We start from the raw sequence: 22,929 nt of genomic DNA, 5'->3' as shown, positions 1-22,929 counted from the left end.
CGCGTTCCGGCCCCCGCTTATCCTAAATCCGCCATCAGCACTTTTGAACGCCGCTGGTAGTTGTACATCTCTTTTTTGCTTTCCGGCAACAAATCAATGTCCACCGGCGTAAAGCCGCGCTCCTGGAACCAGTGAATGCTGCGGGTGGTGAGTACGAACAGCTTGCTCAGGCCAATTTGCTTTGCCTGGGCGGCAATGCGTTCCAGCAAAACTTCTCCCCGCGAGGAGCTACGGTAGTCCGGATGCACCGCCACGCAGGCCATCTCGCCGATTTTTTCTTCCGGGAAGGGGTACAGGGCGGCGCAGGCGATGGTCATGTTATCGCGCTGAATAATGGTGAATTTGTCGATCTCCATCTCCAGTTGTTCGCGTGAGCGGCGCACCAGGATCCCCTGCTGCTCCAGTGGGCGAATCAGTTCCAGAATGCCGCCGATATCGTTTATGGTCGCGCGACGAATTTGTTCGGCGCTTTCCATTACGATCTGGGTCCCGATGCCGTCACGGGAGAACAGCTCCTGCAACAGCGCGCCATCTTCCTGATAGCTAATCAGATGACAGCGGCGCACGCCGCTGCGACAGGCTTTCACCGCCCCACGCAGAAAACGCACGGTGCCGGAGTTGTAATCGCCTTTTTCTTCCTGCGCCTCAACCCGGGCCTGCGCTTCGTTGGGGAACAGTTCAGAGACGATATCGCCGTCCTCGTTGGTCACGCCCTGAGACGAACAGAAGCCAATCATCTTTTCTGCTTTCAGCTTGATCGCCAGTTGGGTGGCGATTTCTTCCGACGTCAGGTTGAAACTTTCGCCAGTCACCGAGACCGCGACCGGGCCCATCAGTACGATCGCGCCGCTGTCTAACTGCCGGTGGATCGCCTCTTCGTCAATACGGCGAATGCGTCCGCTGTGGCAATAGTCGACCCCATCGTCGACGCCCAGCGGTTGCGCGATAATAAAATTCCCGCTGACCACGTTAATGTGCGCGCCCTGGAGCGGCGTATTGTTCAGGCTCATTGATAAGCGCGCAGTGATATCCAGCTGCAAGGTGCCCGCTGCCTGTTTAACCAGTTCCAGTGTTTTGGCGTCGGTGACACGCGTATTTTTGTGATACATCGGCTCATGATGATGCACGGCCAGGTTGGCGTCGATTTGCGGACGCGCGCCATATACCACCACCAGGCGAATGCCAAGGCTATGGAGAAGGCCAATGTCGTTGACAATACTGGAAAAGTTTTCATGCTCAATGGCTTCGCCACCAAGCATAATCACAAACGTTTTTCCCCGATGGGTATTGATATAGGGAACAGAATGGCGGAATCCCTGTACCAGTTCGGTTCTACGTTCCTTCACCACGGCCTACCCTCACTGCATGATTATTCGTAATTATTGTATTTTTATTCTGTTTCTTCGCCGTGCGCAAGCGCAAATTTTAATCCGGGCAAAGTTTTTTCTCAGTAATACCGTGAATACCAAAAGAATGTTTACCCTTTTATTGATGACAGATTATGCGTCATTCGCTAAAGTTTCCGGTCAATTTGGACGTTTACTCACTCAACACCGTTAAGATTTACTTTGCTCGGGAGAAGCATGTCGGGATCACATCCACCCATCAGCCGCCGTCGATTACTACAAGGGGCGGGCGCCATGTGGCTATTGAGCGTCAGTCAGGTCGGCCTGGCTGCCACCAGTCAGGTCGTTGCGGTTCGTATTTGGCCAGCGTCGAGTTACACCCGTGTGACGGTGGAGTCGAACCGGCAGTTGAAGTACAAACAGTTTGCCCTGAGCAATCCTGAGCGCGTGGTGGTGGATATTGAAGGGGTAAATCTGAACTCGGTGCTGAAAGGCATGGGGGCGCAAATTCGTCCTGATGATCCTTATATTAAGTCGGCGCGGGTAGGACAATTCGACCCGCAGACCGTCCGAATGGTGTTCGAACTAAAGCAAAACGTGAAGCCGCAGCTGTTCGCGCTGGCGCCGGTTGCCGGGTTTAAAGAGCGTCTGGTCATGGATCTTTATCCTGTCAATGCGCAGGATATGCAGGATCCGTTGTTGGCGCTACTGGAAGATTACAACAAGGGCGATCTGGATAAACAGGTACCGCCTGCGCAGAGCGGGCCGCAGCCGGGGAAAGCCGGGCGCGATCGCCCGATTGTGATCATGCTTGATCCGGGACACGGCGGAGAAGACTCCGGGGCGGTCGGCAAATACAAAACGCGTGAAAAAGACGTGGTGTTGCAAATCGCCCGGCGCTTACGCGCGCTGATCGAAAGAGAAGGCAATATGAAGGTCTACATGACGCGGAACGAAGATATCTTCATTCCGCTGAAGGTGCGTGTGGCGAAGGCCCAGAAACAGCGCGCAGACCTGTTTGTGTCGATTCACGCGGACGCCTTTACCAGCCGCCAGCCCAGCGGGTCATCGGTATTCGCGCTTTCCACCAAAGGGGCGACCAGTACGGCAGCGAAATATCTGGCGCAAACGCAGAACGCCTCGGACTTAATTGGCGGTGTGAGCAAAAGCGGTGACCGCTACGTCGACCATACGATGTTCGATATGGTGCAGTCGCTGACCATCGCCGACAGCCTGAAATTTGGTAAAGCGGTGTTGAACAAGCTCGGCAAGATTAACAATCTGCATAAAAATCAGGTCGAACAGGCCGGGTTTGCGGTGCTGAAAGCGCCGGATATTCCGTCGATTCTCGTCGAAACGGCGTTTATCAGTAATATTGAAGAAGAACGCAAGCTTAAAACCGCAAAGTTCCAGCAGGAAGTGGCCGAGTCGATTCTTGCCGGGATCAAAGCCTATTTTGCCGACGGGGCAACATTGGCGAGAAGAGGATAAACAGAGAGGCCGGAGAAGGCGCAGGTGTCGCCGCCCGGCCGCGTTTGGTCACCAGAATAACCTTTCACGGACCGCAGAAACAAAAAAACACCCGTTAAGGTGTTTAGTATTGGTTGCGGGGGCCGGATTTGAACCGACGACCTTCGGGTTATGAGCCCGACGAGCTACCAGGCTGCTCCACCCCGCGTCCGTCTTCTGCTGTGCAGAAAGCACTTCTGTCAAATTTGATTGGTTGCGGGGGCCGGATTTGAACCGACGACCTTCGGGTTATGAGCCCGACGAGCTACCAGGCTGCTCCACCCCGCGTCCGTCTTCTGCTATGCAGAAAGCACTGCTATCAAATTTTAATTGGTTGCGGGGGCCGGATTTGAACCGACGACCTTCGGGTTATGAGCCCGACGAGCTACCAGGCTGCTCCACCCCGCGTCCGTGGATGCGCACTATACTCTGCTAACATTTTCATGCAACCCTTTTTTCACCTGGATCACGGTTTAAGGGCGAAATTGAACAAAAACAAGGCATTTCAGTTTAAATTTTGCGCGGAATTTGCGTCAGGGTAACCCTGCTCGTTTCATTAGCTGGCGGGGTTTGTTATCTTCTTTGCGTATGAATGACAGCGAAAAGATGAGAACAATGAAAGGACGTTGGGTAAGTTATCTTCTTTTGGGGGCGGTGGTTGCTATGCTTGCTGCCTGTTCCTCTAAACCGACCGATCGCGGACAGCAGTATAAAGACGGGAAGTTTACCCAGCCTTTCTCACTGGTGAACCAGCCTGACGCCGTTGGCGCCCCCATCAACGCCGGTGATTTTGCCGAGCAGGTGAGCCAGATCCGCAGTGCCTCTCCGCGCCTGTACGGCAGTCAGAGCAGCGTCTATAACGCCGTTCAGGACTGGTTACGTTCCGGCGGCGATACCCGTACCATGCGCCAGTTTGGTATCGACGCCTGGCAGATGGAAGGAGCCGATAACTACGGCAACGTCCAGTTTACCGGTTATTACACGCCAGTTGTTCAGGCGCGCCACACGCGTCAGGGCGAATTCCAGTATCCCATTTATCGTATGCCGCCAAAACGCGGGCGCTTGCCGTCTCGCGCAGAGATTTACGCTGGCGCGCTGAGCGACAATTACATTCTTGCCTACAGCAATTCTTTGATGGATAACTTCATTATGGATGTGCAGGGCAGTGGCTATATCGATTTTGGCGACGGCTCCCCGCTTAATTTCTTCAGCTATGCAGGGAAAAATGGGCATGCTTATCGCAGTATCGGTAAGGTCCTGATCGATCGCGGCGAAGTGAAGCGGGAAGACATGTCGATGCAGGCGATCCGTCACTGGGGGGAAACGCACAGCGAAGCGGAAGTCCGCGAACTGCTGGAACAAAACCCGTCGTTTGTTTTCTTTAAGCCGCAGTCTTTCGCGCCAGTGAAAGGCGCAAGCGCGGTGCCGCTGATTGGCCGGGCTTCCGTTGCCTCTGACCGCAGCATTATCCCGCCGGGGACAACATTGCTCGCTGAAGTCCCGCTGCTCGACAACAACGGCAAATTCAACGGCCAGTATGAGCTACGTCTGATGGTGGCGCTGGATGTCGGCGGCGCGATAAAAGGCCAGCATTTCGATATTTATCAGGGAATTGGTCCGGACGCCGGACATCGCGCAGGTTGGTATAACCACTATGGTCGCGTCTGGGTGCTGAAAAGCGCGCCTGGCGCTGGTAACGTGTTTAGCGGCTGAATATGGTATTCTGAGCGCTGTTTCTATGGATCAGACAGGGTGAGGGATAACCTCGCCCTTTTTAATTCTGAGGTGGTATGTCAGTAGTAATAAGTGATGCCTGGCGTCAGCGCTTCGGCGGCACGGCGCGTTTGTACGGTGAAAAAGCGCTGCAACTGTTTGCCGATGCGCATATTTGCGTGGTCGGGATTGGCGGCGTTGGTTCGTGGGCGGCAGAGGCGCTGGCGCGTACGGGCATCGGCGCCATTACCCTTATTGATATGGATGACGTCTGCGTCACCAACACTAACCGCCAGATTCATGCCCTGCGCGATAACGTTGGTCTGGCGAAAGCAGACGTCATGGCAGAACGTATTCGCCAGATCAATCCGGAATGCCGGGTCACCGTGGTCGATGACTTTGTCACGCCAGATAATGTCGCGGAATATCTGCGCGCAGGCTTCAGCTATATCATTGACGCCATTGACAGCGTGCGGCCGAAAGCGGCGCTGATCGCGTACTGTCGTCGCAACAAAATTCCGCTGGTCACCACCGGCGGCGCGGGCGGACAGATCGATCCCACTCAGATCCAGGTGACGGATCTGGCGAAAACGATTCAGGACCCGCTGGCGGCAAAGCTGCGCGAGCGGCTGAAAAGCGACTTTGGGGTGGTGAAAAACAGCAAGGGTAAGCTGGGCGTTGACTGCGTATTCTCCACTGAGGCGCTGGTTTATCCTCAGTCAGACGGCAGCGTCTGCGCGATGAAAGCGACCGCGGAAGGACCCAAACGGATGGACTGCGCATCGGGATTCGGCGCGGCGACGATGGTGACCGCCACGTTTGGCTTTGTCGCGGTCTCTCATGCGTTGAAGAAAATGATGGCGAAGGCGGCGCGTCAGGCTTAGTGGGAACCGAAATGGCGCCGGCAATCAGGGAGATGGAGCTGCGCTTATTTTGCCTACGGTTCGTTAAGATCCGGCTTCCTGGGCCGCGACCATGATCGCCTCGTTCAGCGCGTTCAGCCCCTGACTGCGCGACGCGCTCAGCTGCGCGCGCAACCCCAGTTCATCGAAGAACGCCAGCGGTGACTGCGCCAGCAGCTGCGCCGCGGTTTTCCCTTCGACTGCCGTCAGCAACACCGCCAGCAGTCCACGTACAATCCGCCCCTCGCTATCGCCGTAAAAGTGCAGCGCGCCATTTTCTCCACGGGTGTAACCCAGCCAGACGCGATTTTCGCAGCCCGCGATCTCCTTCGCCTGGGCTTTGAGATCGTCGGGCAGCGTCGGCAGTTGCTTTCCCAGTAATATCAACTGGCGGTATTTATCTTCCCACTGGTTGAGCGGCAGGAAGGTCTTGCGCAGCGTCTCTTCATTCACGGTTGTGCCGAACGGGTGTCCGGCGAACATTGGGCTTGTCATTCATCCACCAATAGCTCAAGCGCCCGATCAACGGCGTTGACCAGCGCATCCACATCACTCTTTGTATTATACGGCGCAAATGAGGCGCGCAGGGTGCCCGTTACGCCCATTTCCGCCAGCAGCGGCTGGGCGCAGTGCTGTCCGGCGCGCAGGGCGATACCGTATTCCGCCAACAGCGTGACCATATCGCTATGGTGAACGCCTGCAAAATCAAAGGCCAGCAGGCTGGCGTCCTGACAGCGGAAGGAGCGAAAACCGGGACGCTTCGCCAGCGCGTCTTCCGCCAGCGTCGCCAGCCCGCGGCTCCAGTTTTCCGCCTGGGCAGTATCGGTATCGGCTAACCATTCCAGCGCCGCGCTCATCCCGATGACGCCTGCGACGTTAGGCGTTCCAGCTTCCAGCTTCCACGGCGCGGCCTGAGTAGTGAAGCCGTCAAAGCTGACGGTGTCGATCATCTTACCGCCGCCAAGCCACGGCGACATGGCCGCAAGCAGTTCTGGTTTGCCGTAGAGCACGCCAATTCCCGTTGGACCGTACAGCTTATGCGCGGAAAACGCGTAGAAGTCGATGTCGAGCCGTTGTACATCGGCGGGAAAATGGACCACGCCCTGCGCGCCATCCACCATGACCACCATGCCTGCACGATGGGCAAGGGTAATGGCGCGGGCTAAGTCCGGACAGCCGCCGGTAACGTTCGACATTTGTCCCAGCGCGAGGATGCGGCTACGCGGCGTTATTCTCTCCGCCAGGCGCTCAACGTCCGGTAAAAATTGCGCATCGAGGGGCAATTTAACCACTTTCGCGCCGGTTTGCTCCGCCACCATCAGCCAGGGAACGAGATTGGCGTGATGTTCGGCGGCGCTGACGATGATTTCATCGCCAGGCTGAAGGCGGGGGCGAGCGTAGCTTTGCGCCACCATGTTAATGGCCTCGGTGGTGCCGCGAGTCCAGACGATGGTTTTGTCATTCGGCGCGTTCAGCAGCCGTGCGACCTGCTCCCGGGCGGCTTCGTAGCGCGCGGTAAGGCGTTGAGCTTCGGCAAACTGGCTGCGATGCACGTTTCCGGCGCTCAGGCTGTAGAATTGCTGCGTCGCGTCAATAACGGCCTGTGGCTTCAGCGCCGTGGCGGCGCTGTCGAGATAAACCCCGGCGTCGGCCAGTGCGGGAAACTGCGCGCGAAACTGCGCGGGATTGAAAGCGTTCATGGTATTCCTCAGTTCAGTCAGCCGATCGTGGCGCAATTTTGCCGCCGTGACAAGGCTTGCCTGTCACCAGGAATCTTCTGGATAACCTGGCGAAATCAGACCAGTGTCTTATGCTGAATAGTGTTAGGCAAATGTTTCTGCCTGTTACGGAGTACGTTTTTAATAGCATAAACAGCTTTAAGGAGAAGAAGATGAAAAAGACTGCCGCAATTATTTCTGCATGTATGCTGACTTTTGCCCTGAGCGCCTGTTCCGGTCCGAACTATGTAATGCACACCAACGATGGTCGCAGCATCGTGTCTGACGGTAAACCGCAGACCGATAACGATACCGGGATGATTTCTTACAAAGACGCTAACGGCAACAAACAGCAGATCAACCGTACTGACGTGAAAGAGATGGTCGCGCTGGAAGACTAATCCGTAGCGGACAGGTAAAAAAAAGCACCGCAATTTGGCGGTGCTACATTAATCACTATGGACAGACAGGGTAAATGTACAGGAAGTGAAAAAGGGTAGCTTCGCTACCGTGGTCTGAATCGCAGACCAATTGCAAACACAACAACACAACATCACAACCGTAAGCCAAAAGCCCACCAGAACACGCATTCCGATAAAACTTTTCGTTCCGGCTCAGGAAGTGCCGCCACTATAGGTATTTGCTGGTAGTTCCTCAACGGACAAATTATAATGGCTCAGATAAAAAAAACTAATAGGTTACAGCTTGTAATCTAATTGTTAAATTGTTTTAACATCAAAGTCTAATAGCCATGTCTAAACGTCTTCCACCTCTGAACGCATTACGTGTTTTTGATGCCGCCGCACGGCATCTCAGCTTCACTCGCGCAGCAGAAGAGCTTTTTGTGACGCAGGCCGCAGTAAGCCACCAAATCAAGTCACTTGAGGATTTTTTGGGACTTAAACTGTTTCGGCGACGCAACCGTTCTCTTCTTCTCACCGAGGAAGGCCAAAGCTACTTCCTCGACATCAAAGAGATTTTTTCGCAATTAACCGAAGCGACGCGTAAACTTCAGGCGCGAAGCGCAAAAGGGGCGCTGACGGTCAGTTTATTGCCCAGTTTTGCGATCCAGTGGCTGGTTCCCCGACTCTCTAGCTTTAACTCAGCTTATCCGGGAATCGACGTCAGGATCCAGGCGGTGGACCGTCAGGAAGACAAGCTGTCGGACGATGTCGACGTGGCGATTTTTTATGGTCGCGGCAACTGGCCGGGCTTGCGCGTCGAAAAATTGTACGCAGAATATCTGTTGCCCGTCTGTTCGCCGCTGCTGCTGACGGGGGATAAGCCATTGAAGTCGCCAGAGGATCTGGCGAAGCACACGCTATTGCATGACGCCTCGCGCCGCGACTGGCAAACCTATACGCGCCAGCTGGGCCTGAATCATATTAACGTCCAGCAGGGGCCGATCTTCAGCCACAGCGCGATGGTGCTGCAGGCGGCGATTCACGGTCAGGGCGTTGCGCTGGCGAATAACGTGATGGCGCAATCGGAAATTGAGGCCGGACGTCTGGTCTGTCCGTTTAACGATGTGTTGGTGAGTAAAAACGCATTTTATCTGGTTTGTCATGACAGTCAGGCAGAACTGGGTAAAATAGCCGCCTTCCGTCAGTGGATCCTGGCGAAAGCGGCGGCTGAACAAGAGAAATTCCGCTTTCGCTACGAACAATAACTTACTTAGGGTATTACCATGACCAGCCGTTTTATGCTGATTTTTGCCGCTGTCAGTGGCTTTATCTATGTTGCTCTGGGCGCTTTCGGAGCGCACGTGCTAAGCAAAACCCTTGGTGTGGTTGAGATGGGCTGGATCCAGACCGGTCTGCAATACCAGGCGTTTCATACGCTGGCGATCTTCGGTCTGGCGGTCGCGATGCAGCGCCGCATCAGCATCTGGTTCTACTGGAGTAGCGTTTTTCTGGCGTTAGGCACTGTGTTGTTTAGCGGCAGCTTATATTGCCTGGCGCTGTCGCATTTGCGCCTGTGGGCGTTTGTGACCCCGGTTGGCGGGGTGAGTTTCCTGGCAGGGTGGGTGTTGATGTTAATCGGCGCCGTTCGTTTGAAGCGTAAGGGCGTTGTTCATGAATAAAGTGGTGTTGTTGTGTCGCCCGGGCTTTGAAAAAGAGTGCGCTGCGGAAATTACCGATAAAGCGGGACGTCGCGAATTGTTTGGCTTTGCGCGCGTTAAAGAAAACGCGGGATATGTCATTTATGAATGTTATCAGGCCGATGATGCGGAAAAAATTATCAGCGAGCTGCCGTTCAGTTCACTGATCTTCACCCGCCAGTGGTTTGTGGTGGGCGAGCTGCTGCAGCATTTGCCGCCGGAAGACAGGATCACGCCGATCGTCGGTATGCTGCAGGGCGTGGTCGAGAAGGGCGGCGATCTGCGGGTTGAAGTGGCGGACACCAATGAAAGCAAAGAACTGATGAAGTTCTGCCGCAAGTTTACGGTGCCGTTGCGCGCCGCGCTGCGTGACGCAGGCATTCTGACGCACTATGAAACGCCGAAGCGTCCGGTGGTCCACGTCTTCTTTATCGCGCCGGGATGCTGTTATACCGGTTATTCGTATGCCTCAAATAACTCCCCGTACTACATGGGCATTCCGCGCCTTAAGTTTCCCGCCGACGCCCCAAGCCGCTCGACGCTCAAGCTGGAAGAAGCGCTGCACGTGTTCATTCCGGAAGATGAGTGGGATGAGCGTCTGGCGAACGGGATGTATGCGGTGGATTTAGGCGCCTGCCCCGGCGGCTGGACTTACCAGTTGGTGAAGCGGAACATGTGGGTTTACTCGGTCGATAACGGTCCGATGGCGCAAAGCCTGATGGATACCGGACAGGTGACCTGGCTGCGGGAAGATGGCTTTAAGTATCGCCCGAACCGTAACAACATCTCATGGATGGTATGCGATATGGTGGAGAAACCGGCGAAAGTGGCGGCGCTGATGGCGCAGTGGCTGGTGAATGGCTGGTGTCGTGAAACCATTTTTAACCTCAAGCTGCCGATGAAAAAACGCTATGAAGAAGTCTCCCAGAACCTGGCGTATATTCAGGCGCAACTGGATGAACATGGCGTGAACGCGCAGATCCAGGCGCGTCAGCTCTATCACGATCGCGAAGAAGTCACGGTGCACGTGCGTCGCCTGTGGGCGGCGGTAGGCGGGCGTCGCGACGAACGCTAAAACTACGCCGGAGGAGGCCTCGTTTGGCGCTATCTCGCCGACACGTCTGAAACAATAGACGTCACCTCATCCAGATGACCCAGCCGGGCCTCTCCCGAACGGTTGAATTTGCTTTTATCGATCAGCAGCAGCGACTGCGCGGCGCGACTCAGCAGTACGGATTTATATTCAGCGTTAAAAGCGCTGGAATCCCACAGCGCGCCGTGGCGGTCGATTCCTTCACAGGAAAAGATAAACAGATCAATTTCCAGCGTTTTCAGTTGAGAAATGAGTGAGGGATTCACATAACAACGGTGTTTACGCTCAAGCGTACCGCCAGAACAAATCAGTTGAATGTGCTCGCGCTTGCTTAGCGCCTGGCAGATTGGCTGACTGTTGGTGAACACCTGAATGTCGATATCCGGTAGCTGCCGCGCCAGATACCAGCAGGTTGAACTGGCATCCAGCGCAATGACCATACCGTTTTCTATCCAGCCGAGCGCCTTTCTGGCAATGTCTGCTTTGTGGGCGTAATGGCTTTTCAGACGAAGAGAAAACGGATCGCCGTTATCTCCGTTTTCCCGCCGAATGCTTTTTGCCCGTCCGTGGCTACGCAACACTTTGCCCTGACTTTGTAACGCGCTGAGATCGCGGCGGATGGTCTCTTTACTGACATTAAGCAGCGCGGCCAGCGCGTCAGTGGTCAGGCTTTGATGCTGACTAAGCAGATGCACTATCGCTTGCTGACGAACCGCTTTCATCGCTGACCCTCTCACCGTCCGGAAAACTCTGCCGCGGGTGAGATTACGGCGTTATGCCTTTTTTTAAAAGAATATTCCCGTATTTGGCGCGCTCGCCGGTGATGACGATCGCAAAAGCCTTTTGCGCGCGTTCGTAAAAAGCGAAGCGATCGATGCGCACAATGTCAGGGCAAGGCATTTGCAACGAAAGGGCATCGCGATAACGGGTCTCAACATCCGGGTCGAGGGTATCGCCCTCAACCGCCGCCATCATCACCACCGGCGGCGCATAGCTGTCCAGCTCGAACAGCGGAATGATCGCCCGCAATAATTCGCTAACCTGCAGTCCATCGGCGCGGATTGTCTGCGGCCCCATGCTGTGTGCCGGAAAGTGCGCGTCCGAGAAAACGATCTCGTCGCCATGTCCCATTTCCGCCAGCACCTTGAGCAGTTCAGGCGAGATTAATGGAGAAAGTGTTTTAAGCATGAACCACTCCTTTAGTGTGACGGATAGGGTGACTGAGGATGAAAATAACGGTACTGGTAGCGCACCTGCTCGCGCGCCTGCTGCGGACTGGCAAATTCGCCAACGCCATACCAGCCAAACATCGCCGCCCCGGCGACGGTGGTCTCCGCGTCGTCAAGCACCTTAATGGGGAGGTTCAGCACGTTGGCTTTGATTTGATTCCACAACGGGTTGCGGCTTCCTCCCCCCACCAGCAGAAGCTCCGTTGCCCGGAAGTGCCCGATGCTTTCCAGCATATGCAGGTTTTGGCGAAGCTGTTCCGTTAAGCCTTCCAGCGCCGCGCGGTATAAATGCGCGCGGGTGGTGGCGAGCGTTACCCCTTGCCAGCCCGCCAGCGGGGAGGTAAGCAGTTCACACTGCATTCTGACCCCTTCAGCGCCAGGCGGTACACGTTGTGCCTCATCAATTAGCGTTTGCCAGGGCGTGTCGGGCGTCCATAACAGTTTGCGCGTCCATTCAAGTACGCCGGAGGCCAGCCACTGCATGCCGGGGTTATACAATCCGCGCTGGCTGTCCAGTTCACAGGTTGATCCGGCATAGCGGCTTAACGTCGCGGTATCGACCTGGCGACTGCGTACCATCAGGATTTCCCAGGTGCCGGAGGAGAGCACCGGCTCGTCCTGCGCCGCGCCCGCGCCAAACAAGGCAAACTGAGTGTCGTGTCCGGCGGAGATCACCGGAACGCCCGGCGGCAGTCCCAGCAGCGTCGCAGCGGTAGGCTGCAGCAAGCCGATTCGTTCACCCGCTTCTACCAGCCGGGGAAACAGCGCGCGCGTCAAACCGGCGGCCTGCAAAATATCGCCGCTGAAATCGCGCTGGTGAAGATCCAGCAACTGGCTGGTGCCGGCCATTGTGATATCGGTGGTGAATTCGCCGGTCAGACGCTGATTAATCAGTGAGGAGATAAACAGCCAGGCATGCGCCTGCGCCAGAAGCGCAGGGTGATTCTCTTTCAGCCACACCAGCTTATACAGGGTATTAAAGCTGAATGCGCCCACGCCGGAAATCGCCTGAAGCTGGCGTGGCGGCATAAAACGGCCGATGGCGTCCATGACCGCCGCCGTGCGCGGGCATTTCCAGCTAATTACCGGATACAACAGTTCGCCGCGCGCATCCACCAGCGCGCCGTCAACGCCAAAGGTGGTCACCGTAATGCCGCGAACCCGGCAGGCGGACAGTTCGTCGTTCAGCATCCGGCAACACCCGGCGAAACGTTGCAGTATGGCGTCAAACGACCACTGATGCCACGCGCTGTTTTCAGTGGCCGCCTCGCTGGCGTTAAGCACCGAGGCGCGGGCGACAATCTTGCCCTGCCGATCGACGGCTATCGCCCGCACGTTGGTTGCGCCACAGTCGAGAACCAGAATAACGTCATTTTTCATAAGGACTCCCGTTGCCGGATGGCATTACGCTATCCGGCCCACGTCGAATCTTAACGTTTATACAGCGGCCCGTAGTTCTGGCAGGCGCGGTAATCCTGACCTTCGATGTCCATGCCGTGCGCGGCCCAGGCGGAAGGGCGATAAATTTTCGCTTCGTCCACGTTATGCATACAGACCGGAATACGTAGCATTGCAGCGAGGGTAATGAAGTCAGCGCCAACATGTCCCACGGTGAGCACCCCGTGGTTTGCGCCCCAGTTTGCCATGACCGAATAAACGTCAGTGAACGGTCCTTTGCCGGTTAGCCGCGGAGCGAACCAGGTGGTCGGCCAACTGGAGTCAGTACGCTTGTCGAGTGTGTCATGAACCGCTTTCGGTAGCGCCACGCTCCAGCCTTCGGCGATTTGCAATACCGGCCCCAGTCCCTTGATGATATTCACACGGGTCATGGTGAACGGGACGCCGCCTTCGCTCAGGAAGCGTGACGAATAGCCGCCACCGCGAAAATACTCGTGGATCGCCGGACACCATTCGGTGGCTGCCAGACAGGCGTCGGCTTCCTCTTGCGTCACCTCCCAGTGCGGTTTCAGCGTCGGGTTGCCGTCACTGTCCCGCTGTTTACAGGTGCCGTCGAGCGCGGCGGAACCGGAGTTGATCAAGTGGATGATGCCATGTTCCGCCGTACCGCTGAGGGTATGGCCGGTGACGCGTTTAACCGCGTCCGGCGACCAGTAGGTACGCACGTCAGCGAAGACCTGCGCCGTGCCGGTCAGTTGATGGCCGAACAACATTGCAACGCCGTTCAGGCTATCGTTTTCAGTGGCGACCACCAGCGGTTCGCGCACTCCGTTCCAGTCAAAGGAGCTGTTTAGCAGCGCTTCGGCGGTATCGCCGTTCGGGTATTGATCGGTCCAGTGGCGCTGTCCCTGAAAACCTGCCGCGATGGCGTTGTAGCCGAGGGACTCTTCCACGCGTCCCCTCTCCGCCAGCTTGCTGTTGCCCTGCATCATGTCGCGGATGCACATTGCCATCAGCAGGCTTTCGCGCAGGATGTGTCGGCTCTGTTCAGCGTTGCGCTGGTACTGTTTCGCATTTTTATCTTCGCCAAAGCGGAAATGGGCATCGGCCCAGGCCAGCGCCATTTCCAGTTCGGCTTCGTCGTAAATGTTATGATCGATACGGCGGCGCAGTTCGGTCATATCGACGGACTGCACCTTCATGCCGAGCCAGGACTCAAAGAAATTATGATCGACTATCGATCCGGCGATACCCATCGAGACACCGCCCAGCGAGAGGTAGCTTTTGCCCTTCATGCTGGCCACCGCCAGTCCTGCCCGCGCAAAGCGCAACAGCTTCTCTTCCACGTCGGCAGGAATGGCGCTGTCGCCTGCATCCTGCACATCCTGACCGTAAATGGAAAACGCCGGGATCCCTTTCTGGCTATGGGCCGCCAACGCCGCAGCCAGATACACCGCTCCCGGGCGTTCAGTGCCGTTAAATCCCCAGATAGCCTTTGGACGCATTGGGTCCATATCGATGGTTTCGCTGCCGTAGCACCAGCACGGGGTGACGGTGATTGTCAGACCGACGTTCAGGCCGCTGAACTTTTCTTCGCAGGCGGCGGCTTCCGCCATCCCGGCAATGCAGCTGTCGGCAATGACGCATTCGACGGGCGCGCCGCAGGCATAGCGCAGCTTTTCCGTCAGCAGAGCGGCGGTAGCTTTCGCCATATTCATGGTTTGGGTTTCCAGTGATTCGCGAACGCCCATACGGCGTCCGTCGATCACCGGACGAATACCGATTTTTGGCAGGGACATTTTCTTCATGCGTGGTTCCTCATCTTCGTTTAGACGCGCTGCGCAGGCGGAAGAGAGGCGCCACCGCGGCAGTCGGCTGAAAAAATGTGTTTTTGCTAACTCGAGTTAGCTTAGGTATTGGCAGGTTTTTTACACAACTTTTTTCTGACGGGATTGTGAGAAACTTCACGAGAAGTGGTTAAAATTCGATCTACGTCAAATAAAAGCGCGTGACGATTTCTATAAAAATCAATCTATTTCAATTGGTTAAAATAAAGAGTCTGCCCGGCGTCACAAATTCACGCCAAATAATTTGGCTATTTGGGGTGGCTAAAATAGCTTTAAAAGGCAAATCGCTAACTCGAGTTAGCAATATTCAGCATTGAGCCAACGTGACGTATCACTGTTTTCAGGAAGAATTCACATTCGCGGTAAGGGGCGGCCCTGAGAACGTACTTCGCCTGATTTACAGCCTGCGGTTTCTGATTATTGAGGAAAGCAGCAATGTCCGAAACATTTTTACAGATGAATCATATTACGAAACGCTTTCCCGGCGTATTAGCGTTGAGTAATGTGAATTTCACGCTCCGTAAAGGCGAAGTCCATGCGCTATTAGGTGAAAATGGCGCGGGTAAATCAACGCTAATGAAAATTTTAGCGGGCGTTTATCAACCGGACGAAGGCGAGATTATCTTTGAGGGAAGACCGATCGCGTTTAGCGATCCGCTTAGCGCGCAAAATGCTGGCATCACCATTATTCATCAGGAATTTAATTTATTTCCTGAATTAACCGTTGAAGAGAATATCTTTATTGGCCGCGAGTATTGTAAAAATAACCGTTGGCGGCTGGATGAAAAACAGCAGCGCCAGGCGGCGACGGATATTTTGCAAAAGCTCAATCTGAATATTGCCCCCGATACGCTGGTCTCAGACCTGACGGTCGCGCAGCAGCAAATGGTGGAAATCGCCAAAGCGATCTCGGTTAACGCCAAAATTTTGATTATGGACGAACCCACCGCGGCGCTCACCGAAACGGAGATTGAGAGCCTGTTCCGCGTTACCCGACTGCTCAAGGCGCAGGGAACCGGCATTGTTTACATCTCGCACCGTCTGGAGGAACTGGCGCTGATCGCCGATCGCGCCACCGTGATGCGCGACGGTCAGTACATCGATACCGTGGAGTATGAAACGGTAAAAATCAGCGATCTGATAGCGATGATGGTGGGCCGCGAGTTGGGCAATATCTTTCCCCCTCGCGCGCGAAAGGCGCGCCGGGAGCCGGTGCTGGAGGTCTGCGGGTTAACGCGAAAAGGCGTGCTGAACGATATTCACTTTACCCTTCACCGCGGTGAAATTCTTGGTTTCGCCGGGTTGATGGGGGCTGGACGAACCGAACTGGCGCGGGCGATTTTTGGCGCCGATCCGGTCGATGCCGGGACGATAAAGCTCCACGGCAAAGCGATCGTGATTAACGATATTGCCGATGCCATCGCGCAAGGTATTTGTTATTTAACGGAAGACCGCAAGAAGGAAGGGCTGGCGCTCAATCTTTCCGTCGAGCGTAACATTATGCTGGGCAATTACCCTGAGTTTTCTGACCGCTTTGGCAATGTTGATACCCGACGTTGCCAGCAGATCAGCGAGGAGCAGGTAAACGCGCTCAGAATAAAAACGCCGCATCTCGAACAGGCAGCCATTAATTTAAGTGGTGGGAACCAGCAAAAAATTATTATTGCCCGCTGGGTGTGTAAGGATACTGAAATTCTCATTTTTGATGAGCCAACCCGGGGAATTGATGTCGGGGCAAAACTGGAAATCTATGAATTAATGAATCGCCTGGTGGCGAAAGGTAAATCGATAATCATGATTTCCTCTGAATTACCGGAAGTGTTAGGCATGTGCGATCGCATCTTAGTGATGCGCAGCGGTCGTATTACCGGTGAATTAACTGCCGATAACGCCACACAGGAAAAAATCATGCAGTTCGCGACGTTAGAGGATTAAATCATGACCATCTCTGTCACCTCATCTGCTACGAATAATAAGAAATTAAAAGTTAACAAAGCGCTACTGATGCGCCTCGCGCCGCTGTTGAGTCTGATCATTCTGATCATTTTCTTCAGCTTCAGTTCGCCCTTTTTCTTTAATACCGAAAATATCATGACCATCGCGTTACAAACCTCGGTGATTGGCATTATGGCGATTGGCGTGACCTTTGTGATTATCACCGCAGGAATCGACCTTTCATTAGGCTCAGTGGTGGCGTTTTCCGGCGTCGCGGTGGGAATTTGCGCCACCCTCGGGCTGCCGCTGCCCGTCTGTATTCTGGCGGGCGTCATTGCCGGAGGGCTTTGCGGTTACGTCAACGGCCTGCTGGTCACCAAAATGACCATCCCGCCGTTTATTGCCACCCTCGGGCTGATGATGTCCGTTCGCGGGATCAACATGGTGATGACGGATGGCCGCGCAATCTATTTTGCCGATTACCCCACCTTTAAGCTGCTGGCCCAGGGGCGTTTGTTCGACGTGCTGCCGTATCCGGTGTTTTATCTCGTTATCGTGGCGCTGGTGGCCGGGTACATTCTCAAGAAAACGGTGATTGGCCGCTATGTCTATGCCGTCGGCAGCAATGAGGTGGCGGCGCATCTCTCCGGTATTAAGGTCCAACGGGTCAAAATATTCGTTTACGCCTTTTGCGGGCTACTGACCGGCATCGCGGGCGTCATTCTGGCCTCACGCCTGAACTCCGGGCAGCCTACGGTTGGCGTCGGCTATGAACTGGAGGCGATTGCGGCAGTCGTTATCGGCGGCACCAGCCTGATGGGCGGCATTGGCACCATCGGCGGCACTATCATTGGCGCGTTCATCATGAGCGTACTGAAAAATGGCCTGAACCTGATGGGCGTTTCCCAGTTCTGGCAAATGGTGGCGATGGGCATTGTGGTGGTGGCCGCTGTGTACCTTGATACCTTACGCAAAAAAATTCGTTGATTTACGCTCCCGGCAGTCACGGGGCATACAGACCCTGACGTAAAGGGTGAGACACTCACAACGGAGTCACATAATGAAAACCAGGCATCTTGTTTATGCGTTATCCCTGCTGGCGTGCATCTCTTCCGGCGCGCTGGCGAAAGATTTAAATCTTCCGGTGATCAGTAAAGGTTTCCAGCATGAATTCTGGCAAACCGTGAAAATGGGGACCGAAGCGGCGGCGAAGGAGCTGGGCGATAAAACCAGCTATGTCGGCCCTGCCGATGAAACTCAGATCGCCGAGCAAATTCAACTGGTGGAAAACGCAATGGCGAAGAAGCCCAACGGCCTGCTGCTGGCGGCGCTGGACGCTAACGCGCTGGCGCCGCTGGTAGAAACCGCCAATTCACGCGGTATCAAGGTGGTGACCTTTGACTCTGGCGTTAATTCTGATATTCCGGTGAGCTTCGTGGCGACCAATAACCGCAAAGCCGGGGCGGAAGCCGCCGACGCGCTGGCGGCGCAGGTGAATAAGAAAGGCAAGGTTGGCATTATCGCCCACGTAGCGGGGACGTCGTCGGCGATTGAACGTTCGGAAGGATTTATTGCGCGCATGAAGGAGATGTACCCGGATATTCAGGTGCTGCCGGTACAGTACAGCGACGGCGATCCGCAAAAAGCGATGGATAAAACCATCGATATGATCCAGGCGAACCCGGATCTGGCGGGGATCTACGGCACGAATGAGGGATCAACGCTCGGTGTCGCCAACGCCATCGACAGCCAGAACCTGAAAGGCAAAGTGAAAGTCATTGGCTTCGACAGCACTGAGGCGATTATCAATTTCCTGAATGCTGGCGTGATTCAGGGATTTGTGGTGCAGGATGCGTTTCAAATTGGCTATCAGGGGATCAAAACGCTGAATGCGTCGCTTTCTGGCCAAACGGTGCCGAAAGAGATCGACATTCCGGTGAAATTTGTCAGTGCGCAAAATATCAATACGCCGGAAATTGACAAGCTGTTGCATCCGTTTGGCAAGAAATAAGGCCGTGGGGGGCGAGGCCTGCGCCCCCGTTTATGCGTAACGCCCGCCGGCTCACGCTTAAGCGACTGATGCGGTAAGACAAAAGTGTAAAATGCTTTTATGATTGTGAATTGACGCTTGGACGGTGACTGGGGCAATGACATGGCTAAGACAGTAGAACAGATAGCCAGCGATCTGAATTTATCGGTAACGACCGTGAGACTGGTGCTAAATGGAAAAGCTGAACAGTATCGCATCAGCCTCAAGACACAAACGCGAATAAACGAATATGTGGAGCGCTATGGATATGTCATTAACCATTCCGCCCGTAGCCTTAAGCTAAATAAAACGTATACCCTGGGACTCATTGTTCCCAATATTTCTAACGTCTTCTTCGCCACGCTGGCAGAAAAGCTGGAACAGCGCTGTCGGCGTTCCGGCTACCAGTTGATGATCAGCTGTACCTATGACGATGTGGATTACGAAAATAAGTTAACGAAAGCGTTAATCGCCCGTAATGTCGATGGTCTGTTTATTGTGCCTTCGACCCTGGAAAATCAGCAGCACCATTTACGCCAGGTGAGAAAACCGATGGTATTGCTGGATCGTGATTTTAAATATACCGATAACGCGCTGGTGGAAAGCCATAATATGTCGGGCGGTGAGCAATTAACCCGGCAATTACTGGACGCAGAAAAATTACCGGTCTGGTTTCTGGTGGGCGATACCGGTTTACCGAGTATCAGCGACCGTCTTAACGGTTATCTGAACGCACTCAGAGAAAAAGGCATTCACCATCGTGACTGGGTGCGCGAAGGGCCGGTAAACACCCCGGAAGGCGGTTACGAGATCATGCAAACGCTGATGGATGAACAAGGATGCCCGCAAGCGTTTATCGCGTCCTCATTGCCGGTTCTCGAAGGGGCGGTGAGAGCGATCCGCGATCGCGTTGGCGTCGTGCCGCCTGACATCAATATCGGCACCTTTGACGAACATCCGATGCTTGGGTTTTTGTCGAATAACGTCTGGTCGATGCAGCAGGATGAAAACGCCTGGGCTGAAAAGGCGGTGGACATGATGCTCAGTGCAATCGATGAACGACCAGTGAAAGAAACCGTAAAAGTGGAAATGAAATTAATTAAGCGCGTAAGACAAAAATAAGATGCGCAAAAAAATCAGCCATTGAACCGATTACCCGGAGAACAAAGATGGAAAGAACGCAATTATCCCGTGAAATCATTGAAACCTGTTTAGAAATGACCCGACTGGGGCTTAATCAGGGAACGGCGGGAAACGTCAGCGCGCGTTATCAGGACGGCATGTTAATTACGCCCAGCGGCATTCCTTACGAACGCATGACGGAAAATATGATCGTCTTTGTCGATAACGACGGCCATTATGAAGACGGGAAATTGCCCTCCAGCGAATGGCGTTTTCATCTGGCGGCGTATCAGACGCGCCCGGACGCGAATGCCGTGGTCCACAACCATGCGATTCATTGCACCGCGGTTTCTATCCTTAACCGCCCGATCCCGGCTATTCATTACATGATTGCCGCAGCGGGGGGGAATACCATTCCTTGTGCGTCTTATGCGACCTTTGGCACCCGTGAGCTTTCCGGGCACGTCGCCGTCGCGCTGAAAAATCGTAAAGCCACGCTGTTGCAGCATCATGGGTTGATCGCCTGCGAAGCGAATCTGCAAAAAGCGCTGTGGCTGGCGCATGAGGTGGAAGTGTTAGCGCAACTGTACATGAGTACGCTGGCGGTGGTTGACCCGGTGCCCGTGTTATCAGATGCAGAGATTGCCGTGGTGCTGGAGAAATTTAAAACTTACGGTTTGCGCATAGAGGAATAATTACAATCACTACGCTTTGACCAGCCGTAGCTGCTGCAGGTTGCCGTCGAGTTGTAAATCCGTTTGCAGTCGGGCGATATCGCGACAGAGAAAAGCCATCTCTTTATGCTCATCCAGTTTTTTACGCCACTTTTCCGGCACTTCCGCCAGGTGTGCGTAAAGTCCTTCCAGCGTCTGAAACTGCGCCAACAGCTGCGTGGCGCTTTTCGGACCGATACCGGCGACGCCGGGCACCTTTGAGCTACTGATCCCCGCCAGTCCCCAATAGTCTGGTAACTGTTGGGGCGAGACGCCAAACTCTTTTTCAATGAAGGGGGCATCCAGCCAGCGCTTCTGAAAGTAGTCGCGGATGCGCAGCGTCGGGGAGAGAAGCTGGCAATAACCTTTGTCTGTCGACACGATGGTGGCCTGATGACCGGCCTGAGTGACTTTCACCGCCAGCGTTGCCGCCAGGTCGTCAGCTTCGTGACCGTCAGATACCCAGCAGGCGACGCCGCGCTGTTCAAAGGCGGCACGCAGAGCGGGCATCTCGTCATGCAGGTCATCCGGCATTGGCGGGCGACCCGCTTTGTAATCCGGAAGCCGTTGGTGACGCCATCCGCTGTTTCGCGCTTCATCATCAAATACCGCCACGGCGTGGGTGGGTTGGCTGTGGAGAATCAGCTGATCCAGCGCGTGCTGGCAGGTCTGCGCGCACGGCGAACCCTGCACGGCATGAATGCGGCGAATCAAATTGAGCGCGTCGACAATAAGCAGATGGACAGCCACGGTGTTCTCCCTTTACAACCTGCGGGTAGGGTAACATTCACGGCGAAATGAGGCGAGCCTGGCGTGGTTTGCCCGGTAAGCGCTATGCCACCGGGCAGACGGTAGGCGTTAGTCGCAGGTGACGATTTTCATCGCCAGACCGCCGCGGGAGGTTTCGCGGTATTTGGCGTTCATGTCTTTTCCGGTTTCATACATGGTTTCGATCACTTTATCGAGGCAGACGCGCGGTTCGCTGGTGCGACGCAGCGCCATACGCGCCGCGTTGACCGCTTTCACCGAGGCGATCGCGTTACGTTCGATGCACGGCACCTGTACTTGTCCCGCGACCGGGTCGCAGGTCAGACCGAGGTTGTGTTCCATGCCGATTTCCGCCGCAATGCACACCTGCGCCGGGCTGCCGCCCAGCAGTTCCGCCAGACCCGCCGCCGCCATAGAGCACGCCACGCCGACTTCGCCCTGGCAGCCTACTTCCGCACCGGAAATGGAGGCGTTCATTTTGTACAGCGAGCCAATCGCACTGGCAACCAGCATATAGCGGGCCAGCGAGTTCGCATTCACTTCACGGATGAACTTATCGTAGTACGCCAGCACCGCCGGAACGATACCGCAGGCGCCGTTGGTCGGTGCGGTGACTACGCGCCCACCGGCGGCGTTTTCTTCGTTAACCGCCAGCGCGAACATGTTGATCCAGTCCACGACGGCCATTGGATCGGTCGTGGTTTTATCCTGGCTGACCAGCATCCGGCGCAGCGCCGCCGCACGACGCGGCACACGCAATTTTCCGGGCAGAACGCCTTCGGTGGTAATGCCGCGCTCAATACCGCTGCGCATCACTTCCCAGACGTTGGCAAAGTGCTGTTCCAGCTCTTCTTTGCTGTGCAGCGCCAGTTCGTTTTGCATCATCAGGCCGGAAAGCGAGAGCCCGGTTTCTGCGCAATGTCTTTGCAGATCGGCGGCAGATTTGTATGGATAGGGCACTTCGACCGGCGCACTGTTCGGTAAACCGAAATGGTCTTCATCGACGATGAAGCCGCCGCCAATGGAGTAATAAGTCTGGCTGTAGAGGACGGTTTCTCCTGCCAGCGCGGTAATGCGCATACCGTTCTCGTGCAGGGACAGGTTGTCGGCATGGAAATTCATGCACTTATCCACCGGGAATTCGACCTCATGCTGACCATTTGCCAGCAGCAGACGCCCGTGGGTATTCACATCCTGAATGAAACTTGGAATGGCATCGATGTCGACGCTGTCCGGCAGATTTCCCGCCAGACCCATAATAATCGCGATATCGGTGTGGTGGCCTTTCCCCGTCAAAGACAGAGAGCCATAAACATCCACCACGACGCGGGTGACATCGGTAAGCATGTTGCGGGCAATCAGATCGTCCGTGAACTGTTTGCCTGCCTTCATTGGTCCAACGGTATGAGAACTGGAAGGGCCAATGCCGATTTTGAAGATATCGAAGACGCTAATCATAGGACTTCCATTAAATAAAGCTCGGGAGGACGCGCCGCCCACAGGCGG

21 protein-coding genes and 3 tRNA genes are annotated in these 22,929 nt (G+C 55.1%); 12 read left to right on the top strand and 12 right to left on the bottom strand.

Features of this window, described 5'->3' with window-relative positions:
* Nucleotides 1–17: 17 nt before the first annotated feature.
* Nucleotides 18–1,349, bottom strand: a complete 1,332-nt coding sequence (gene argA, locus CSE01S_RS12560) for an amino-acid N-acetyltransferase (protein WP_042288887.1) — start codon at nt 1,347–1,349, stop codon at nt 18–20.
* Nucleotides 1,350–1,583: 234 nt separating this feature from the next.
* On the opposite strand from argA, the gene amiC reads away from it, so the two are divergent.
* On the top strand, nt 1,584–2,837 hold the full coding sequence (gene amiC / locus CSE01S_RS12555) for an N-acetylmuramoyl-L-alanine amidase AmiC (RefSeq protein ID WP_042288884.1): 1,254 nt from the start codon (nt 1,584–1,586) through the stop codon (nt 2,835–2,837).
* Nucleotides 2,838–2,947: 110 nt separating this feature from the next.
* Here the strand turns inward: amiC and CSE01S_RS12550 are convergent.
* From CSE01S_RS12550 to CSE01S_RS12540, 3 genes are all read right to left on the bottom strand, one after another.
* Nucleotides 2,948–3,024 (bottom strand) — tRNA-Met (locus CSE01S_RS12550).
* A gap of 42 nt (nt 3,025–3,066) precedes the next feature.
* A tRNA-Met gene (locus CSE01S_RS12545) sits at nt 3,067–3,143 on the bottom strand.
* A 43-nt stretch (nt 3,144–3,186) separates the two neighbouring features.
* A tRNA-Met gene (locus tag CSE01S_RS12540) sits at nt 3,187–3,263 on the bottom strand.
* 207 nt (nt 3,264–3,470) lie between these two features.
* Between CSE01S_RS12540 and mltA the strand changes: the two genes are divergently transcribed.
* Entirely contained in the window at nt 3,471–4,568 is a 1,098-nt protein-coding gene (mltA, locus tag CSE01S_RS12535) for a murein transglycosylase A (RefSeq protein ID WP_042288882.1), read from the top strand.
* A 77-nt stretch (nt 4,569–4,645) separates the two neighbouring features.
* The gene (gene tcdA / locus CSE01S_RS12530; RefSeq protein WP_042288880.1) at nt 4,646–5,452 is read left to right on the top strand and encodes a tRNA cyclic N6-threonylcarbamoyladenosine(37) synthase TcdA; all 807 of its coding nucleotides are present in this window, start codon (nt 4,646–4,648) and stop codon (nt 5,450–5,452) included.
* Nucleotides 5,453–5,515: 63 nt separating this feature from the next.
* Here tcdA and csdE read toward each other — a convergent pair whose 3' ends face one another.
* Together csdE and csdA are read right to left on the bottom strand one after the other, a co-directional pair.
* Nucleotides 5,516–5,965 carry a cysteine desulfurase sulfur acceptor subunit CsdE gene (gene csdE / locus CSE01S_RS12525; RefSeq protein ID WP_042288877.1) on the bottom strand — a complete coding sequence of 150 codons (450 nt, stop codon included), beginning with the start codon at nt 5,963–5,965 and terminating at the stop codon, nt 5,516–5,518.
* Complete coding sequence (gene csdA, locus CSE01S_RS12520; RefSeq protein WP_042288875.1) at nt 5,962–7,170, bottom strand: cysteine desulfurase CsdA; 1,209 nt, start codon at nt 7,168–7,170, stop codon at nt 5,962–5,964. Before csdA ends, csdE begins: the two co-directional genes overlap by 4 nt.
* Nucleotides 7,171–7,361: 191 nt before the next feature.
* Between csdA and CSE01S_RS12515 the strand changes: the two genes are divergently transcribed.
* From CSE01S_RS12515 to rlmM, 4 genes are all read left to right on the top strand, one after another.
* On the top strand, nt 7,362–7,589 hold the full coding sequence (locus CSE01S_RS12515) for a YgdI/YgdR family lipoprotein (protein ID WP_012906999.1): 228 nt from the start codon (nt 7,362–7,364) through the stop codon (nt 7,587–7,589).
* Nucleotides 7,590–7,939: 350 nt separating this feature from the next.
* Complete coding sequence (gene gcvA / locus CSE01S_RS12510) at nt 7,940–8,857, top strand: glycine cleavage system transcriptional regulator GcvA (protein ID WP_042288871.1); 918 nt, start codon at nt 7,940–7,942, stop codon at nt 8,855–8,857.
* 18 nt (nt 8,858–8,875) lie between these two features.
* Nucleotides 8,876–9,271 carry a DUF423 domain-containing protein gene (locus CSE01S_RS12505; RefSeq protein WP_042288868.1) on the top strand — a complete coding sequence of 132 codons (396 nt, stop codon included), beginning with the start codon at nt 8,876–8,878 and terminating at the stop codon, nt 9,269–9,271.
* Nucleotides 9,264–10,364, top strand: coding sequence for a 23S rRNA (cytidine(2498)-2'-O)-methyltransferase RlmM (rlmM, locus tag CSE01S_RS12500; protein WP_042288866.1), 1,101 nt, complete (start codon nt 9,264–9,266; stop codon nt 10,362–10,364). Before CSE01S_RS12505 ends, rlmM begins: the two co-directional genes overlap by 8 nt.
* A 29-nt stretch (nt 10,365–10,393) precedes the next feature.
* Here rlmM and fucR read toward each other — a convergent pair whose 3' ends face one another.
* The 4 genes from fucR to fucI are packed head-to-tail and all read right to left on the bottom strand — an operon-like array spanning nt 10,394 to nt 14,817.
* Complete coding sequence (fucR, locus tag CSE01S_RS12495) at nt 10,394–11,104, bottom strand: L-fucose operon activator (protein WP_042288863.1); 711 nt, start codon at nt 11,102–11,104, stop codon at nt 10,394–10,396.
* A gap of 43 nt (nt 11,105–11,147) precedes the next feature.
* Nucleotides 11,148–11,570: an L-fucose mutarotase gene (gene fucU / locus CSE01S_RS12490; RefSeq protein ID WP_042288861.1), complete on the bottom strand. Its 423-nt coding sequence runs from the start codon at nt 11,568–11,570 to the stop codon at nt 11,148–11,150.
* Nucleotides 11,571–11,581: 11 nt separating this feature from the next.
* Nucleotides 11,582–12,991, bottom strand: a complete 1,410-nt coding sequence (gene fucK / locus CSE01S_RS12485) for an L-fuculokinase (protein WP_042288859.1) — start codon at nt 12,989–12,991, stop codon at nt 11,582–11,584.
* 50 nt (nt 12,992–13,041) lie between these two features.
* Nucleotides 13,042–14,817 carry an L-fucose isomerase gene (fucI, locus tag CSE01S_RS12480; protein ID WP_042288856.1) on the bottom strand — a complete coding sequence of 592 codons (1,776 nt, stop codon included), beginning with the start codon at nt 14,815–14,817 and terminating at the stop codon, nt 13,042–13,044.
* 474 nt (nt 14,818–15,291) lie between these two features.
* On the opposite strand from fucI, the gene CSE01S_RS12475 reads away from it, so the two are divergent.
* The 5 genes from CSE01S_RS12475 to fucA all read left to right on the top strand — a co-directional run bounded on the left by CSE01S_RS12475 (nt 15,292) and on the right by fucA (nt 20,637).
* Complete coding sequence (locus CSE01S_RS12475) at nt 15,292–16,791, top strand: sugar ABC transporter ATP-binding protein (protein ID WP_042288853.1); 1,500 nt, start codon at nt 15,292–15,294, stop codon at nt 16,789–16,791.
* Nucleotides 16,792–16,794: 3 nt separating this feature from the next.
* Nucleotides 16,795–17,778 (top strand): ABC transporter permease, encoded by a 984-nt coding sequence (locus tag CSE01S_RS12470; RefSeq protein WP_042288851.1) that lies wholly within the window; start codon nt 16,795–16,797, stop codon nt 17,776–17,778.
* A gap of 73 nt (nt 17,779–17,851) precedes the next feature.
* Complete coding sequence (locus tag CSE01S_RS12465) at nt 17,852–18,802, top strand: ABC transporter substrate-binding protein (RefSeq protein WP_042288848.1); 951 nt, start codon at nt 17,852–17,854, stop codon at nt 18,800–18,802.
* 141 nt (nt 18,803–18,943) lie between these two features.
* Complete coding sequence (locus tag CSE01S_RS12460; protein ID WP_042288844.1) at nt 18,944–19,942, top strand: LacI family DNA-binding transcriptional regulator; 999 nt, start codon at nt 18,944–18,946, stop codon at nt 19,940–19,942.
* A gap of 47 nt (nt 19,943–19,989) precedes the next feature.
* A complete protein-coding gene (gene fucA, locus CSE01S_RS12455) occupies nt 19,990–20,637 on the top strand; it encodes an L-fuculose-phosphate aldolase (RefSeq protein WP_042288842.1) in 648 nt (215 codons plus the stop codon).
* Nucleotides 20,638–20,646: 9 nt separating this feature from the next.
* Here fucA and xni read toward each other — a convergent pair whose 3' ends face one another.
* Together xni and sdaB are read right to left on the bottom strand one after the other, a co-directional pair.
* Nucleotides 20,647–21,405: a flap endonuclease Xni gene (gene xni, locus CSE01S_RS12450; protein ID WP_042288840.1), complete on the bottom strand. Its 759-nt coding sequence runs from the start codon at nt 21,403–21,405 to the stop codon at nt 20,647–20,649.
* Between the two features lie 108 nt (nt 21,406–21,513).
* A complete protein-coding gene (sdaB, locus tag CSE01S_RS12445; RefSeq protein WP_042288836.1) occupies nt 21,514–22,881 on the bottom strand; it encodes an L-serine ammonia-lyase II in 1,368 nt (455 codons plus the stop codon).
* Nucleotides 22,882–22,929: the final 48 nt, after the last annotated feature.

The sequence above is a fragment of the Citrobacter sedlakii NBRC 105722 genome (genome assembly GCF_000759835.1).
Classification (GTDB): domain Bacteria; phylum Pseudomonadota; class Gammaproteobacteria; order Enterobacterales; family Enterobacteriaceae; genus Citrobacter_A; species Citrobacter_A sedlakii.
This window is presented reverse-complemented; position numbering and strand designations above follow the sequence as displayed.